This window comes from Thioalkalivibrio sp. ALE21, assembly GCF_003208255.1.
Classification (GTDB): domain Bacteria; phylum Pseudomonadota; class Gammaproteobacteria; order Ectothiorhodospirales; family Ectothiorhodospiraceae; genus Thioalkalivibrio; species Thioalkalivibrio halophilus.
In genome coordinates, this window is sequence record NZ_QKMA01000015.1 from 42,050 (window position 1) to 58,890 (window position 16,841).

Consider the following 16,841-nt stretch of genomic DNA (forward strand, 5'->3'; position numbering starts at 1 on the left):
CCTGCAGGTGGAAAAGAAATTCGATAGATCTGATGGTTAGGAGAGGTTTGTGAACCGAATTCTGGTATTGCCCGGTGACGGGATCGGGCCCGAGATCGTGGCCGAGGCGCTGAAGGTGCTGGAACGCGTCGCCGAGATCGGCGGCCTCGAACTGGAGATCGAACAGGGCCTGATCGGCGGGGCGGCGCATGATGCGGCCGGGCACCCCTACCCCGAGGCGACGCGGGAGCAGGCGCGCCGCGCCGATGCGATCCTGCTGGGCGCGGTCGGCGGCCCGCAGTACGAATCCCTGGAACGCGATCTGCGCCCCGAGCGCGGCCTGCTGGGGATCCGTTCCGATCTCGAACTGTTCGCCAATCTGCGCCCGGCGATCCTCTACCCGCAGCTGGCTTCGGCCTCCACCCTCAAGCCCGAGGTGGTGAGCGGGCTGGATCTGCTGATCGTGCGCGAACTGACCGGGGGTATCTACTTCAGCCAGCCGCGCGGCATCGAACAGCGCGACGGGCAGCGCTACGGTTACAACACCGCCGGCTACACCGAATCCGAGATCGAGCGCATCGCGCGGGTCGGATTCGAGGCCGCGATGAAGCGCAACAAGCGCCTGTGCTCGGTGGACAAGGCCAATGTGCTGGAGGTCTCGGAGCTGTGGCGCGAGGTGGTGGAGCGCGTGGGCAAGGAGTTCCCCGAGGTCGAGCTGTCCCACATGTATGTGGACAACGCGGCCATGCAGCTGGTGCGCGACCCCAAGCAGTTCGACGTGATGGTGACCAGCAACATGTTCGGGGACATTCTTTCGGATGCCGCGGCGATGCTGACCGGGTCCATCGGCATGCTGCCCTCGGCCTCGCTGAACAGCGAGGGCGTCGGCCTGTACGAACCGATCCATGGCTCCGCGCCGGACATTGCCGGGCAGGGCAAGGCCAATCCGATGGCGACCGTGCTGTCGATTGCCATGATGCTGCGGCACAGCCTCAACCGCAACGACCTTGCCGAACGTCTGGAAGCCGCGGTGGGGCGGGTGCTCGATCAGGGCCTGCGGACCCCGGACATCCATGGCGACGGCATGCAGCTGGTGTCGACCCAGGGTATGGGCGATGCCCTGGTCGCTGCGCTGGACGACGCCTGACACCCTTTTTAACGTTACAGGACCCCGACATGAGTGATCGCAAGTTCAACGTGGCCGTCGTCGGCGCCACCGGTGCCGTCGGCGAGACCCTGCTCTCCATCCTGGCCGAGCGCGACCTGCCGCTGGACCGGGTGCATGCCCTTGCCAGCGAACGCTCGGCCGGCAGCACCGTCTCCTACGGGAACCGCGAGCTGATTGTGGAGGACCTCGCGCAGTTCGATTTTTCGCAGGTGGATATCGGGCTGTTCTCGCCGGGAGCGTCGGTGTCGAAGGAATACGCGCCGAAGGCGGCCGCGGCCGGATGCGTGGTGATCGACAACACCTCGCAGTTCCGTTATGACCCCGAGATCCCGCTGGTGATCCCGGAGGTCAATCCGGATGCGGTGGGCGACTACGAGCGCCACGGGATCATCGCCAATCCCAACTGCTCCACCATCCAGATGCTGGTCGCGCTCAAGCCGCTGCACGACGCCGTCGGCGTGGAACGCGTGAACGTGGCCACCTATCAGGCGGTTTCCGGTACCGGCAAGGACGCGATCGAGGAGCTGGCGCACCAGACTGCGGCCCTGCTGAACGGTCGCCCGGTGGAATGCAGCGTCTACCCCAAGCAGATCGCGTTCAACGCGCTGCCGCATATCGATGTCTTCCAGGATAACGGCTACACCAAGGAAGAAATGAAGATGGTCTGGGAGACCCGCAAGATCATGGGCGACGAGTCCATCCAGATGAACCCCACGGCGGTGCGCATCCCGGTGTTCTACGGGCATTCCGAAGCGCTGCACATCGAAACCCGCGAGAAGATCTCGGCCGAACGCGCGCGCGAATTGCTGGCGGCCGCACCGGGCATCGAGGTGCTGGATCGCCACGAGGACGGAGGGTACCCGACCGCCGTGACCGAAAGCAGCGGCACCGATGCGGTGTACGTCGGCCGTATCCGCGAGGACATTTCGCATCCCCGCGGACTGGATATGTGGGTGGTTTCCGATAATGTGCGCAAGGGCGCAGCCTTGAACACGATCCAGATCGCCGAGGTTTTGATCCGCGATTACCTGTGATTAAATCCCACAATATGCCGGGGATCTGGTAGCCTCATTGTTCAAGGGGCCGGGCAACAGCCCGTGTCGGCAGAGACACGGGCGGCCCCGGACAGCAACCACGCACACACAGGGGGACGTTCGTGCGCAAGTTACTATTCGGGCTCATTATTCTTTTGCTGGTCGCGCCGGCCTCTTCCAGCTCCGTGGGGCTGGGCGATCCCCAGATCCGGTCCACGTTGAACCAGGCGCTGGATGTCCGGGTGGCGCTGCGCGGAGAGGCGGCGACCGATGAATCGCTGCAGGTGCGTCAGGCCTCCGAAGAACGGTACCGCCGGGCGGGACTGGACCGGGGCCGCGTGCCGGGGGACCTGCGGGTTGAACTGCGTGGCGAAGGGCAGGATCGCGAGGTCGTCCTGCGCACCCGCGAGCCCGTGCGCGAGCCCTACATCGGGATCCTTCTGGAAGCCCGCTGGGACGGGGGGCGCAGTTATCGTGAACTCAACCTGCTGCTGGATCCTCCGGGAACGCTTCCGGATGATCGTGCGGCGGCACGCACCACCGCGACCGATGACGACCGCCGGGCCCCGCAGGACACCTATCGCGTACGCTCCGGTGACACGCTGTATGCGATCGTGCAGCGGGCAGGGCTGAGCGGGGTCAGCAACGAGCAGGCCATGCTCGCATTCCTGCGGGAAAATCCCGATGCCTTTATCGATGGCAACGTCAATGCGCTGCGTGCCGACGCGGAACTGCGCACGCCGGACCGTGCGGCGCTGGAAGCGGTCGACGCCGCCGGTGCGCGTGAAGAAATCCAGCGTCAGACCGAAGCCTGGCAGGCGCGTACGCGTCCCGAACCGGAGCCCGAGCCCGAGGTCACCGAAGAAGAAGTGACCGAGGAGACGGATCCGGACGTGGCCGAGGAAGCCGTCGAGGAAGAGGCCAGGGACGAGCCCGAGGAAGATCCTGAAGAAGCTCGTGAAGAGGAAACCGAACGCGAAGACGACGAAGCCGTTGCGGCCGAAGACGACGCGGACGCAGTGGATGACCGTCTCGAAATCGTCACCGACGTGCTGCCGGAAGGTGAGGATGCGGCGCTGATCGCCGAATCGCCCGAAGTCGTCCAGGAGGCCCTGATCTCGCAGCGCGCCGAGATGGACGAAATGCAGGAAGAAATCGCACGGATGCGCGAATCCCTGCAGGATCGCGAACAGGTGGCCGAGATCGCCAGCGAGGAACTGGCCACGCTGGAAACCCAGCTCGCGGAGCTGCAGGACGAGCGGGCGGAACTGCGGGCGCGCATGGAAGAGGCCGAGGCCGAACGTGACGCTCCGCTGCACCAGCGGATCATGAACGATCCGCTGCTCATGATGATGGCCATCGCCCTGGTGGTGCTGCTGGTGCTGGTTCTGCTGGCATTTGCCCGCGGCGGTCGTGGTGGCGGCCCGGGTGGCCCGGGTGGCGACCGCAATGCCCGGGTGGACAACTCCGGCGTCAAGGCGACCCCGGATCCGCGCAGCGGTTACGAGGCCCGCGAGGAGGCGTCCGAGCCGTCCGTTTCGGGCGCCGCGGTGGCGGGTGCCACGGGGGTGGCTGCTGGAGGCGCCGTTGCCGCCTCGGCCGGTGGCACCGGTGCGGAACCGCAGGACGAGACCCCGGCCACGCCTGCGCGCCCGGGCGACGGGGACGATGGGGGGATGAGCCAGGCGGAAGAAGCGGTGGGCGAGCCGACCCCGGCTGGTGAAAGCGGGGCGTCGGAAACCGCGGGCATGAGCGCCGACGATGTGCTGGCCGAAGTGGATGTCTGCCTCGCCTACGGCATGAACGATCAGGCCGTCGATACCCTGTCCTCGGCCATCGACGATGAGCCCGGTAATCTCCAGTACCGCCTGAAGCTGGTGGAAGCCTTCGCGGCTCAGGGGCGCGACTCCGAGATGCGCCAGGCCGCCGCCAGCCTGCGCGAACGCCTGGGTCCGGAAGACGGCGAGATCCGCGAGAAACTCGCGGACCTGGAAGCCGGATCGGGCGACGCTTCTGCGGCCTCGGGTACGCCGTCCGCGGATACCGCAGCCAGCGATTCGGCCGACGAACCCGGGGAGTTTGACCTGTCCGGTTTTGCCGAGGAACAGGAGGCCTCGGGTGCGGACGAGCTGGCGGCGCCGGAAAAGGCGGCCGGTGAGCTCGATTCCGGTATGGATTTCGAGGCCGATACCGGGCTCGACGAAGAGCTGGCCGCTGCCAGTCAGGGTTCGGAAGCCGGGGATGCGGCGGGGGATCTCGACGACCTCGACAATCTGTCCTTTGATATCGAGGAATCGGATCTGCCCTCCGCCGATGACAGTCAGCCTGCCGGCGGCGATGCCGGCGGCGATGTGCCGTCCATGGATCTGGACGAACTGCTGGGCGACGAAGCCGGCGGCGACGAGCCACCGGTTGCGTCCTCCGAAGCAGACGAACCGGCGGCGGAGGAACCCGCGGCTCCGGCGGCCGAAGGCGAAGATGATAACGAGACCCGGCTGAACCTGGCCCAGGCCTATGCGGACATGGGTGATCAGGAAGGCGCGCAGGATCTGATCGACGAGATCATGGCCTCCGGGTCGGATGAAGAGAAAGAGCGGGCCCGGGCGATCCAGGACCAGCTGAAAGACGCCTGACGGGGTGGCCGGCCGACGGGTTCGCCCGCGGTCCGGACCGTACCGGCGAGAGGGGCCTGCGGGCCCCTTTTCGCGTTGGGGAGGTGGTCATGCAACCGGCGATGGGGGCCCTGGGGGCCGTTCTGCTCTTGTCGGGGGCCGTGCTGACGGCATCCCCGGTGGCTGTCTCCGTGACGGTGCCGGCTCTGCTGCTGGCCCCGGGGCTGCGGGCGTTCCCGTGGGAGCGTGCGCTGCGCATGTGGTGGCGCATGAAGTGGTTCTACCTGTCGCTGGCCCTGTTCTTCGGGCTGTGGCCCGTGGATGGAGGCACCGCGGCGGGGCTGCTGGAGGCAGCTACGCGGATCGTGGCGCTGATGCTGGTGGTGCTGGCCGTGGTCTGGCTGACGGATCGGTACGCGCGCACGGAACTGGTGCCGGCCCTGGGCAGCGTGCTGGGCGGTCGGCGGGGTTCAGCGCTGGGGGCCGGACACTCTTTCGCGCGCCGGCTGTTCCTGGCGCTGGAGGCGTTCGAACGCGACCGGGCCGGAATCGAAGCTCGGCGGGGCCGGCTGTCGGGGGACCGCAGGGCGAGGGTGGATGCGGTGCGTGAATGGCTGGTGCAGCGGCTGGACGCGGCCCTGGATCCGGCCCTGGATCCGGCCGAACGGGAACAGTCCGTTCCGGGCTCCCCGATGCCGGTGCGCGAGGATCGCTGGCGCGGAGTGGAGACCGGCTGGATGGCGCTGGTGGGAATGGTCGCACTGGGGTTGCAGTGGGGCGGTTGGGTGACGGGATGAACCGGCACCGAGGAAAGACGGGGAGTACGGGCAGCGGATGGGCGAGACAAGGGAACCGGAGGCGGGCTTGCAGCGCTGGGCGGCCGGGGTCGAATACGACGGTACGCCGTGGCTGGGCTGGCAGCGGCAGAAGGACGGGCCCAGCGTGCAGGAGAAACTGGAGAAGGCGCTTGGCTTTGTCGCGGATCACCCGCTGGAACTGACCTGCGCCGGAAGAACCGATGCGGGGGTGCATGCCACGGCTCAGGTGGTGCATTTCGACACCGCGAGCCGGCGTGAGGCGCATGCCTGGATCCTGGGGGGCAACACCAACCTGCCGGATTCGATTGCGATTCGCTGGGCGCAGCCGGTCGCACCGGCGTTCCATGCCCGTTTCGCGGCGCGTTCCCGCCGGTATCGCTACGTGATCGCGAACCGACCCGTGCGGCCGGGTCTGGAGGCGGGCCGCGTGGCCTGGTGGCGGCGGCCGCTGGATGTCGCGCGGATGCAGGAGGCGGCGCGGCATTTTGTCGGCGAGCAGGATTTCACCAGTCTGCGCGCGGCGGCCTGTCAGGCGAAGTCGCCGGTGCGCCGCGTGCACGAAGTGACGGTCCGGCGGCGCGGTGAGTACGTGCTGGTGGACGTGCATGCCAATGCGTTTCTGCATCATATGGTGCGTAACATCGCGGGCGTACTGCTGGCGGTGGGCGACGGCCGAGCGGAGCTGGACTGGCCCCGCGAGGTGCTGGCGGCGCGGGATCGGCGCCAGTCGGGGATCACGGCGCCGGCCGGGGGGCTGTACTTCGTGCAGGTGGAATACCCGCCGGAATTTGCGATGCCGGACCAGGAGGCGCCGGTTCTGGGACCGGTGCCGGCCAGTGTGTAAGGGTGATCCCGGGCAGGGTATCCGCGGGAATCCGGCGCGTTCTGGTAGGCTTGGCGAATGCGTTATCGGATCAAGATCTGCGGGGTCACGACCCCGGAACAGGCGCGCGCGGCGGCTGAGGCCGGGGCCGATGCCGTGGGCCTGGTGTTTCACCCGGCCAGTCGGCGTTGCGTGGGCGCGGAGCAGGCCGCAGGGATTGCCGCGGCGCTGCCGCCGCTGGTGAGCGCCGTGGGTCTGTTCGTGGATCCGGATCCCCGGCGGGTGGAGGAGGTCCTGGACGTCGTGCCGCTGGACTGCCTGCAGTTCCACGGGAACGAGGAGGCGGCGGACTGTACGCGGTTCGGCCGGCCGTATCTGAAGGCGGTCGCGATGGCCGGCGATGCGGATCCGCGCCGGGCGATGGACGCGCACCCGCAGGCACGCGGGTTCCTGCTCGACAGCCACGGTGGCGGGCGTACCGGCGGAACCGGCCACCGCTTCGACTGGTCGCGGATCCCGCCCGACCTGCCACGGCCGTGGCTGCTGGCCGGCGGGCTGGATCCCGAGTCGGTACAGGCGGCATTGAACGTAACGTGCCCCTGGGGGGTCGACGTGAGCTCCGGGGTGGAGTCCGCACCCGGGATCAAGGAACCGGAACGCATGCGCGCCTTCGTGCGCGCGGTGCGACGCAACGAGGTGACACTGAATGAGTGAAGCGATCGACTGGGGGGCGTTCCCGGATGCCCGCGGGCATTTCGGCGTGTACGGCGGGCGGTTCGTGTCGGAGACCCTGATGGGGGCGCTGGACGAACTGCAGGACGTGTACGAACGCTACATGAAGGACCCGGCATTTCTGGCCGAGCTGGATCGCGATCTGCGGCAGTTCGTGGGGCGGCCGAATCCGCTCTATCACGCGGAGCGGCTGTCGCGCGAGCTGGGCGGCGCGCAGATCTATCTCAAGCGCGAGGATCTCAACCACACCGGCGCGCACAAGGTGAACAACACCATTGGCCAGGCACTGCTGGCGCGGCATCTCGGCAAGAAGCGCATCATCGCCGAGACCGGGGCCGGGCAGCACGGCGTGGCCACCGCCACCGTCGCGGCTCGGCTGGGGCTGGAGTGCGTGATCTACATGGGCGAGGAAGATACCCGCCGTCAGGCCCCCAACGTCTACCGCATGCGCCTGCTGGGCGCCGAGGTGGTGCCGGTGACCTCCGGGACCCGCACCCTGAAGGATGCCCTGAACGAGGCGATGCGCGACTGGGTCACCAACGTCGACGACACGTTCTACATCATTGGCACGGTCGCCGGTCCGCACCCGTATCCGGCCATGGTCCGCGACTTTCAGGCGGTGATCGGACGCGAGGCCCGCGAGCAGCACGTGGAAGCGACCGGTCGCCTCCCCGATACCCTGGTGGCCTGCGTGGGTGGCGGTTCCAACGCCATCGGTCTGTTCCATCCGTTTCTGGCGGATGAGTCCGTGGAGATGGTCGGCGTGGAAGCCGGCGGCGAGGGCGTGGACACTGGCCGCCATTCCGCGCCGCTGGGCGCCGGGCGCCCCGGCGTGCTGCACGGCAACCGCACCTACCTGATGGAAGACGACAACGGCCAGATCATCGGCACGCACTCCATCTCGGCCGGGCTGGACTACCCCGGCGTTGGGCCGGAGCATGCGTGGCTGAAGGACATCGGCCGGGCGAGCTACGTGTCGGTGACCGACGATCAGGCTCTGGCCGGCTTCCATCGCCTGACCCGCACCGAGGGCATCATCCCGGCGCTGGAAACCAGCCATGCGATCGCGCACGTCCTCGAGCTGGCGCCCACCATGCGCCCGGACCAGAGCATCATCGTCAACCTGTCCGGCCGTGGCGACAAGGACCTCGCCACCGTGGCCGACCGCGAGGGGATCACGCTGTGAGCCGCATCCAGCAACGTTTCGAACAATGCCGTGCCGCCGACCGTGCGGCCCTGGTGCCCTACATCACCGCCGGCGACCCGGAACCGGGCGCCACGGTCGACCTGATGCATGCGCTGGTCGACGCCGGCGCGGACCTGGTCGAACTCGGGGTCCCGTTTTCCGACCCGATGGCCGACGGGCCGGTGATCCAGCGCGCGCACGAGCGGGCCCTGCAGCATGGCACCGGGCTGCGCGACGTGCTGGAGATGGTGCGTCAGTTCCGGGAACGCGACGCGGATACGCCGGTGGTGCTGATGGGGTATCTCAACCCGGTGGAACGCATGGGCTTCGAGGCATTCGCCGAGGCTGCGGCTGCCGCTGGCCTGGACGGCCTGCTGACGGTGGACCTGCCGCCGGAGGAATGCGACGAGGTGACCGGCCTGCTCGATCGGGCGGGAATTGACCCGATCTTCCTGGTGGCACCGACGACCTCCAGCGAGCGTATCGGTCACCTGGCCCGCGCTGCGCGCGGGTTTGTGTATTACGTCTCGCTCAAGGGTGTAACCGGTTCGCAGAGTCTGGATCCCTCGGCGCTGAATGAGCGTCTGGACGCGATCCGCCAATACACCGATCTGCCCCTGGGCGTAGGCTTCGGGATCCGCGATGCGGAATCTGCGGCGGCCGTGGCGCGGGTGGCCGACGCGGTGGTGGTTGGCAGTGCGCTGGTCAGTCTGGCGGAGGCCCATCCGGGGGATTCGGCGGGCTTCATCCGTGCGGCGGCGGACAAACTCGGTGAGATGCGTCGCGCGATGGATGCGGCACGCTCCACGAGTGCCGCCGGCTCGGTGTAGAATGCGCGTTTTGCGTCCGTGACGGAGTCGGCATGAGCTGGTTCGAAAAGTTGATGCCCTCGCGCATCCGCACCGACAACGCGAACAAGCGCGGGGTCCCGGAAGGTCTGTGGGTGCGTTGCGAAGGTTGTGATGCCACGCTCTACCGTCCCGAGGTGGAGCGCAATCTGGATGTCTGCCCCAAGTGCGGGCATCACCGGCGCATGCACGCGCGGCGGCGTCTGGAGACCTTCCTCGACGAACAGGGACGCGAGGAGATTGCGGAAAACATCGAATCCTCGGATGTCCTCAAGTTCCGCGATTCCAAGAAATACAAGGACCGCCTCGCGGCCGCGCAGAAATCCACCGGTGAGCGCGACGCCCTGGTGGTGATGGAAGGGCAGCTGCTGGGCCGGCCACTGGTGGCCTCGGCCTTCGATTTCCGCTTCATGGGCGGCTCCATGGGCTCGGCGGTCGGCGAGCGCTTCGTGCGCGGTGCGGATCGGGCGCTGGAGAAACAGATCCCGCTGGTCTGCTTCAGCGCCTCGGGCGGAGCGCGCATGCAGGAGGCGCTGTTCTCGCTGCTGCAGATGGCCAAGACCAGCGCGGTACTGGCGCGCCTGCGCGAGGAGCGCATCCCGTTCGTCTCGGTGATGACCGACCCCACCATGGGCGGGGTTTCGGCCAGTCTGGCCATGCTGGGCGATGTCAACGCGGCGGAACCCCAGGCGCTGATCGGTTTTGCCGGTCCGCGGGTGATCGAGCAGACGGTGCGCGAGACCCTGCCGGAGGGCTTTCAGCGCTCGGAATTCCTGCTGGATCATGGCGCCATCGACATGATTGTCGACCGTCGCGAGATGCGCACCCGCATGGCGTCCATTCTGGGCATGATGATGCACGCGCCGGCCCCGGGCGAGGATCCCGAGCCCGGAAGCCGCGAAGCCCATTCCGGTTCCGTGGACGCGGCCGTGCCGGCCACCGCGGGAGCGGACGAAAGCCGCGGCCGGCCGGCCGACTGAGGCCGTGCGCTTCGAACGTCTCGACGACTGGCTGAGCTGGCAGGAGACCCTGCACCCGGTCGCCATGGATCTGACCCTGGAGCGGGTGACCCTGGTCGCCGATCGCCTGGGGCTGTGCCGGCATGCGCCGCGTACGGTGCTGGTGGCCGGGACCAACGGCAAGGGCAGTGTGGCCACGCGAACCGCGGGCCTGCTGCAGGCGATGGGTCTGCGCACCGGTCTGTTCACCTCCCCCCATCTGGTTCGCTACAACGAACGCATTCGCATCAACGGCGTCGAAGCCGAGGACGATGCGCTGTGCCGGGCCTTTGACGCGGTGGATCGGGCGCGGGGCGAGGACTCGCTGACCTATTTCGAATTCGCCGCGCTCGCCGCCGGCTGGCTTTTTCGCGAGGCCGCGGTGGACGTGCAGGTGCTGGAGGTGGGCCTGGGCGGGCGGCTGGACGCGACCAATATCTGGGACGCCGACATTGCCGTCATTACCGCGGTGGATCTGGATCATCAGAAATGGTTGGGTGACACCCGCGAGGCGATCGGGGCCGAAAAGGCGGGGATCCTGCGCGAGGCTCGCCCGCTGATGCTGGGCGACCCGGATCCGCCCGACAGCGTGCAGGCCAGGGCTCGCTTGCTCGACGTGCCGGTACGTCGGGTGGGCGAGGACTACGACCTGCAGCCTGCCGTGGGACGTGCGGATGCGCTGCAGTGGTGCTTCGAAGCCGAGGAGACCCTGCTGGAACTCGCGCCGGAGGCGGTCGCGAGCGTGGATGGTGCGGCACGCGTGAACCTGGCCACGGCCATGGCCGTGGTGGCGGGTCTCGGGCTGGAATATCGCCTTGACGGCGCCGTGGTGGAAGCCGCGTTGCGCAGCCAGGCGCCGGGTCGGCTGCAGCGGGTTCGCCCGGGTGGGGCCGAGCCCGAATGGTTGCTCGACGTAGCCCATAACGGGCATGCGGTCGCGGAACTGGCCCGCTGGCTGCGGGCGCGACCGGTATCGGGTCCGGTGGTCGCCGCCGTGGCGGTGATGGCCGACAAGGAGCGCGCCGCGATGTGGGCGGCCCTCGACGAGGTGGTCGACCACTGGGTGCCGCTGTCCCTGGATCTTCCGCGCGCGCTGCCGGCGGCCGATATGGCCGCGGAACTGGCCGCAGCCGGTGTCGACCGGGTCGAAGCCCCGGCGGCGAGCGTGGCGCAGGGGCTGGACCGGGCGCGGGAGCTGGCCGGGGCGTCGGGTCGCGTGGTGGTGTTCGGGTCGTTCCACACCGTGGCTGCCGCCGCGACCGAAGGGCCCGCGTTCCTGGCCGAGGCGGCGGCCACGGCGACGCGCCCGGTGGAGCCGGTATGCACGGGCGAGGTGTCACCGTGAGCGACGAGCCGGTTGTGCGTTATCGCCTGGTCGGCGCGGTGATCCTGATCGCGCTCGCGGTGATTTTCCTGCCATGGGTGTTCGACGGGGCGGGTTACCAGTACATGACGGACGCGGAAGACCCGGTCCCCGAGGCACCGCAGTTCGCCGAGCCGGACGTGCCGTTGCCGTCGGAACGTGACATGCGCATGCGCGATGAAGCACCGGAGGACGAGATGGAAACGCCCGGTATGGATACGTCGCGCGTTGCGGAGGCGCGGAGATTGCCATCGGACCGTGACGCGGAAGATGACGAAGATGACATGGCCGGGGACGACTCTGTGGCCAGTCCCGAAACCGAGGCGGCGCAGGGGCCGGAGCCGCTGCGGCGCGAGGGGGAGCCGACGCAGGAGGTCACCAGTGGATGGGCGGTCCAGGTCGGCAGTTACCGGGACGGGGACAATGCGCGCGAACAGGAACAGGCCCTGCGGGATGCCGGTCTGGCGGCGTTTGTCGAGGACGTGACGGTGGACGGCGAGACCGTCTACCGGGTCAAGGTCGGGCCTCGGGCCGATCGCGAAGCGGCGATCCGCCTGCGCGAGGACCTGGAAGAAGAACGGGATTTGTCCGGGATCGTGGTGACCTTCCCCTGAAGGCCGCCACGCATCGATGTACGTGTTCCAGCAAGCCTGCGATAGACTGACACCGTGAACTGGATCGACCTTGTCATTATTGCCCTGATCGCCGTATCAGGGGTGATCAGCCTGTTCCGCGGATTCGTGCGCGAGACCTTCTCGCTGGCGACGTGGATCGTGGGCGTATGGGTGGGCATCCGCTTTGCCGCTGACGTCGCCGTGATCCTGCCGGACGCCGTCCCGGACGAGACCGTGCGGCTCGCAATCGGCTTCGCGGTGCTGTTCATTGCCGTGCTGATCGTGGGCGGCCTGCTGGGCGTGCTGGCGGGCAAGCTGGTGAAGGGGACCGGGCTCACCGGGACCGACCGTGCCCTGGGCATCATCTTTGGTGCTCTGCGCGGTGTGGTGCTGGTGGCCATGCTGGTGTTCCTCGCCTCGCTGACCCTGATGCCGGAGGAGGGCTGGTGGGAGCGCAGCATGCTCATCCCGCATTTCGAGCGCGTGGTCGACTGGATGCTGGGACTGCTCCCCGAAGACTGGCGGGAACATCTGGAGGGTCTGCTGTCCGGAGGCGAGACGGACGCGGGCGCCCACGGGGAGGCCCCGTTCCCGTTCGAGTCCGGGGTCGAACCGGATGCCGGACCGCCGGATACGCCGCAATAGGACGTCAGCCGTAAATTACATCACCCGTCGAAACGAATCACCGATCCGGCCCGATCACGCAAGGGCCATCCCGAACCCCCTGGAGTCAGTATGTGCGGAGTTGTCGGAATCGTTGGCCGTTCCCCGGTCAATCAGCCCATTTATGATGCCCTGCTGGTGCTGCAGCACCGTGGCCAGGATGCCGCGGGCATCGTGACCTGCGACGATGACGGGCGGCTGCATTTGCGCAAGGACAACGGGCTGGTGCGCGATGTGTTCAACAATCATCACATGCAGACGCTGACCGGCAACATGGGGATCGGCCATGTGCGTTATCCCACCGCCGGTTCCTCGTCTTCGGCCGAGGCCCAGCCCTTCTACGTGAATTCGCCGTTTGGCATCACGCTGGGGCACAACGGTAATCTGACCAATGCCGGGGAGCTCAAGCACGAGCTGTTCGCCACCGACCGCCGCCACATCAATACCGACTCCGACTCCGAGATCCTGCTCAATGTCTTCGCCCAGGAGCTGCTCCGGTTCATCGACAACGGCCTGACGCCGGACTCTGTCTTTGATGCGGTGGAACGGGTGCACCAGCGGGCGCGCGGGGCGTACGGCGTGGTGGCCATGATCGCCGGCCGCGGGATGCTGGCGTTCCGCGACCCGCAGGGGATCCGGCCGCTGGTCTACGGCTCGCGCGAAGCCGAAGACGGGCAAGGCCTTGAATGGATGGCGGCCTCGGAAAGCGCAGCGCTGGAATCCCTGGGTTTCGAACTGGAGCGCGATCTGGCACCCGGCGAGGCTCTGTTCATCACCCCCGACGGCGAGGTGTACACGCGGGAATGTGCGGAAAACACGCGGCTGACGCCCTGCATCTTCGAGCACGTCTATTTCGCCCGGCCCGATTCGGTGATCGACAACGTATTCGTTCATCGCGCACGCATGCGCATGGGCACGGCGCTGGGCGAGAAGATCCGCCGCGAGTGGCCGGATCACGATATCGACGTGATTGTGCCCATCCCCGACACGGGGCGCACCGTCGCGCTGGAGATGGCCCACGAGCTGGACATCAAGTACCGCGAGGGCTTCATCAAGAACCGCTACATCGGCCGGACCTTCATCATGCCGGGGCAGACCAAGCGGCAGAAGTCGGTACGGCAGAAGCTCAATGCCATCTCGCTGGAGTTCCGCGGCAAGAACGTGATGCTGGTGGACGATTCCATCGTGCGCGGGACCACTTCGCGCGAGATCGTGCTGATGGCACGCGAGGCCGGGGCGAGGAAGGTGTATTTTGCCTCCGCCGCGCCGCCGGTGCGCTATCCCAATGTCTACGGGATCGACATGCCGGCCGCGCAAGAACTCATCGCCCACGGACGCGACGAGGACGAGGTCTGCGAGGCCATTGCCGCCGATCGGCTGATCTACCAGGACCTGGATGACCTGAAGGCTGCGGTGTGGCGCGGAAACCGCTCGATCGACGAATTCGACTGCTCGGTATTTACCGGCGAATACGTGACCGAGCTGCCGGATGGCTATCTGGACCAGCTGGCCGCGGCACGGGCCGACGGCGTGAAAAACACCCCGGTCGCGGGCGAAGTCCTCGATCTGGCCAACAAGAAGTAGGCGACGTGACATTGCCCTCGCTCGAATGGATCGAACCGGTGGTGGCCGACGCCCGCGAGCGGGCGCGGGCGTCGGCCGATCTGCCAGTGGTCGTGGTCCGCGTCGACCAGCAGCGCCTCTACGTGTGGGAGGACGGCCGGGTGACCGACATCTTCGAGGTGTCCACCGCCGAGAACGGCGTGGGTAACGAGGACGGGAGCCTCAAGACCCCGCCGGGTCTGCATCGCATCGCCGAGCGCTTCGGCGAGGGGGCCCCGAAGGGCACCATCTTCCGCGCCCGGGGCAATACCGGGCAGACGGCCGAGATCCTCACCGGCCCTGATGAGCGCAGTCCGCGTGACAACATCACCTCGCGGATCCTGTGGCTGGAAGGTCTGGAAGATGGCGTGAACCGGGGCGAGGGCATCGACTCGCTGCAGCGTTACATCTACATCCACGGTACCGATGAGGAGGGCCGCATCGGACAGCCGGCCTCGCACGGGTGTGTGCGCATGCGCAATGACGAGGTGATCGAGCTGTTCCCGCGGCTTCCCGTGGGGACCCCGGTCCAGATCCTCCCCTGACTCGATTTCGTCCCGCCGCACGGCGCTCTCCGTTAGGGAAACACTGATCAGTGTTTCCCTGGTCGGGCGCGGTTGCGCTGCAGTTGGTCCCCGACTCCTCGTTCGATTCCACTCCCTCCCCGGCAAGGGTTCGATTGCCGAGGCCGCGGCGTCGAAAAACTTTACGCATTTTGTGCCTTTCTGTATTGCGTCCAGCATAGTCTCGGCCTGAAAGAGGAAAAAAGTCCCTTCTACCTCTGGAACTTTGGCGATTTTTGAATATCCTAATGAGTAGAACCGTTAGAAAAGCGTGAAATCTGTCAAAACGCTTGTTAGGATAGCGGAATTATTCCTGACCATGGTTGTCGGGAACTAGGAACGGAATCTGTTGCCATAAGGACTGGGAAAAGGAACAAGGCGACATACCGACCACGATTTCGGAGGCGAAAGACATGAAACTCTCGACCAAGGGCCGCTATGCGGTGACAGCAATGATGGACCTGGCGATTCACGACCGGATCGGTCCGGTGACCCTCGCCGACATTTCCCAGTGCCAGGGGATCTCCCTGTCCTATCTGGAGCAGCTGTTCGCGAAGCTGCGCAAGGCGGGTCTGGTCGAAGGGGTCCGCGGTCCCGGCGGTGGTTACCGCCTGGCCAAGCGTGCTGACCAGATCAGCGTCGCCAACATCATCACGGCGGTGGATGAGTCGGTGGACGTGACCCGCTGCAAGGGTCACAAGGACTGCCAGGAAGGCGATCGCTGCCTGACCCACGAGCTGTGGGACGAGCTGAGCCAGCAGCTGTACGATTTTCTCGACGGCATCACCCTGGCGCAGTTCGCCAACCGTCCGGAAGTGCAGAAGGTGGCGCGGCAGCAGGACGAGCGTCGCGGCGCCCGGCACCACTTCATCTTCCGTAACGACGCCGCCTGATCACGATCCCCGGTGCGGCCCGCTCTCGCGGGTCGTGCCGGGCTCGTGGTCCGGTACCCTTTCCGCCCCGTCGGTCTTCTCCCCCCGGAAGTCCGTCGGGGCGGTCCTCATTCAGGGGCGTTCCCGCTCGGGATGGCAGGCGGGATCCAGCAGGCCGTCCACGACATCCGCCAGATCGCCCGCCAGTCCCGCGCCGGGGTGACCGCACAGGTTCTCGTCGCCGGGCTGGTACTTGCCCGTCTGCACCAGGCAGGCGGCCATGCCCGCGTCCAGAGCCCCTTCGACGTCCGACGTGACGTCGTCTCCCACAACCAGGACCTCTTCCGGGCTCAAGTCGAGATCGGCGACGGCCGTATGGAACAGCCGGGGGTCGGGTTTGCCGAAGTTCTCGGCGGTCACGTCCGCTGCGAATTCCAGCGCCCGCACGAAGGGACCCAGATCCAGGGACAGGCCGTCCGCCTCGCGAAAATACCGGTTAACGCCCATCACCCACAGGGGGGCGCCCTGCATCAGCGTGCGGAATGCACGGTTGAGATGGGCATAGTCGAAGGCCTCTCCCATGTCGCCGAGGACGACGACATCGGGATCATCCGTGGCCATATCCTCGAACTCCGGCGCCAGATCCGGGTTGAGCAGCAGGAGCGGTCGCCGCCCTTCGGCCTGCAGGCGCGTATGGATGGCCGCGGGGGCGCGCTATCTGTCAAGGTAGATGTCGCCTGATGGAGTTCAGGGTTCTTTAACAACTGGCGGCTGTCTCCGGGTTGAGGGTCACCGTCTCTGGCAGACCGAAGTCCCGGATGGGGCCGGACCAACGCTCGGGATGGGCGTCTCGTGCCCGCTCGTATGTGGCTCGGCGGCGTTCCAGGATCCGAGCGGCCTCGCCGTTGTGGCGCTGGGTGGGGGTCACGTAGTTCAGCGCGCTGTGACGATGCTGCTCGTTGTACC

At 67.2% G+C, this 16,841-nt stretch carries 15 protein-coding genes and 2 pseudogenes; 15 read left to right on the forward strand and 2 right to left on the reverse strand.

Annotated features, from left to right (window positions below; genetic code table 11):
* Positions 1-49 precede the first annotated feature (49 nt).
* The 15 genes from leuB (at position 50) to iscR (ending at position 15,896) form a co-directional block, all read left to right on the forward strand.
* Complete coding sequence (gene leuB, locus D893_RS11190) at positions 50-1,126, forward strand: 3-isopropylmalate dehydrogenase (RefSeq protein ID WP_208854533.1); 1,077 nt, start codon at positions 50-52, stop codon at positions 1,124-1,126.
* Positions 1,127-1,155: 29 nt separating this feature from the next.
* Positions 1,156-2,181: an aspartate-semialdehyde dehydrogenase gene (locus D893_RS11195; protein WP_018870826.1), complete on the forward strand. Its 1,026-nt coding sequence runs from the start codon at positions 1,156-1,158 to the stop codon at positions 2,179-2,181.
* A 155-nt stretch (positions 2,182-2,336) separates the two neighbouring features.
* Positions 2,337-4,814: a FimV/HubP family polar landmark protein gene (locus D893_RS11200; protein WP_110619835.1), complete on the forward strand. Its 2,478-nt coding sequence runs from the start codon at positions 2,337-2,339 to the stop codon at positions 4,812-4,814.
* An 89-nt stretch (positions 4,815-4,903) separates the two neighbouring features.
* Entirely contained in the window at positions 4,904-5,590 is a 687-nt protein-coding gene (locus D893_RS11205) for a hypothetical protein (RefSeq protein WP_110619836.1), read from the forward strand.
* Between the two features lie 37 nt (positions 5,591-5,627).
* Positions 5,628-6,455: a tRNA pseudouridine(38-40) synthase TruA gene (gene truA / locus D893_RS11210; RefSeq protein ID WP_077243455.1), complete on the forward strand. Its 828-nt coding sequence runs from the start codon at positions 5,628-5,630 to the stop codon at positions 6,453-6,455.
* Positions 6,456-6,512: 57 nt separating this feature from the next.
* Entirely contained in the window at positions 6,513-7,148 is a 636-nt protein-coding gene (locus tag D893_RS11215; protein WP_077243454.1) for a phosphoribosylanthranilate isomerase, read from the forward strand.
* Positions 7,141-8,352 (forward strand): tryptophan synthase subunit beta, encoded by a 1,212-nt coding sequence (trpB, locus tag D893_RS11220; RefSeq protein WP_018945732.1) that lies wholly within the window; start codon positions 7,141-7,143, stop codon positions 8,350-8,352. The genes D893_RS11215 and trpB overlap by 8 nt, the downstream gene beginning before the upstream one ends.
* Positions 8,349-9,182, forward strand: a complete 834-nt coding sequence (gene trpA / locus D893_RS11225) for a tryptophan synthase subunit alpha (RefSeq protein ID WP_110619837.1) — start codon at positions 8,349-8,351, stop codon at positions 9,180-9,182. The genes trpB and trpA overlap by 4 nt, the downstream gene beginning before the upstream one ends.
* A 32-nt stretch (positions 9,183-9,214) precedes the next feature.
* Positions 9,215-10,180 carry an acetyl-CoA carboxylase, carboxyltransferase subunit beta gene (gene accD, locus D893_RS11230; RefSeq protein WP_018945734.1) on the forward strand — a complete coding sequence of 322 codons (966 nt, stop codon included), beginning with the start codon at positions 9,215-9,217 and terminating at the stop codon, positions 10,178-10,180.
* Between the two features lie 4 nt (positions 10,181-10,184).
* Complete coding sequence (locus D893_RS11235) at positions 10,185-11,543, forward strand: folylpolyglutamate synthase/dihydrofolate synthase family protein (RefSeq protein WP_110619838.1); 1,359 nt, start codon at positions 10,185-10,187, stop codon at positions 11,541-11,543.
* Positions 11,519-12,175 carry an SPOR domain-containing protein gene (locus tag D893_RS11240; protein WP_110619839.1) on the forward strand — a complete coding sequence of 219 codons (657 nt, stop codon included), beginning with the start codon at positions 11,519-11,521 and terminating at the stop codon, positions 12,173-12,175. Before D893_RS11235 ends, D893_RS11240 begins: the two co-directional genes overlap by 25 nt.
* Before the next feature lie 54 nt (positions 12,176-12,229).
* A complete protein-coding gene (locus tag D893_RS11245; RefSeq protein ID WP_077243452.1) occupies positions 12,230-12,820 on the forward strand; it encodes a CvpA family protein in 591 nt (196 codons plus the stop codon).
* Between the two features lie 90 nt (positions 12,821-12,910).
* Positions 12,911-14,422, forward strand: coding sequence for an amidophosphoribosyltransferase (purF, locus tag D893_RS11250; protein WP_018945738.1), 1,512 nt, complete (start codon positions 12,911-12,913; stop codon positions 14,420-14,422).
* 5 nt (positions 14,423-14,427) lie between these two features.
* Positions 14,428-14,985 (forward strand): L,D-transpeptidase, encoded by a 558-nt coding sequence (locus D893_RS11255; protein ID WP_026288831.1) that lies wholly within the window; start codon positions 14,428-14,430, stop codon positions 14,983-14,985.
* Between the two features lie 431 nt (positions 14,986-15,416).
* Positions 15,417-15,896, forward strand: a complete 480-nt coding sequence (gene iscR, locus D893_RS11260) for a Fe-S cluster assembly transcriptional regulator IscR (RefSeq protein WP_018936055.1) — start codon at positions 15,417-15,419, stop codon at positions 15,894-15,896.
* A gap of 111 nt (positions 15,897-16,007) precedes the next feature.
* Here iscR and D893_RS11265 read toward each other — a convergent pair.
* Both D893_RS11265 and D893_RS13835 read right to left on the reverse strand, forming a co-directional pair.
* Positions 16,008-16,586, reverse strand: a pseudogene (locus D893_RS11265) (HAD-IA family hydrolase); the annotation flags it as partial.
* 46 nt (positions 16,587-16,632) lie between these two features.
* A pseudogene (locus tag D893_RS13835) lies at positions 16,633-16,841 on the reverse strand (IS3 family transposase); the annotation flags it as partial.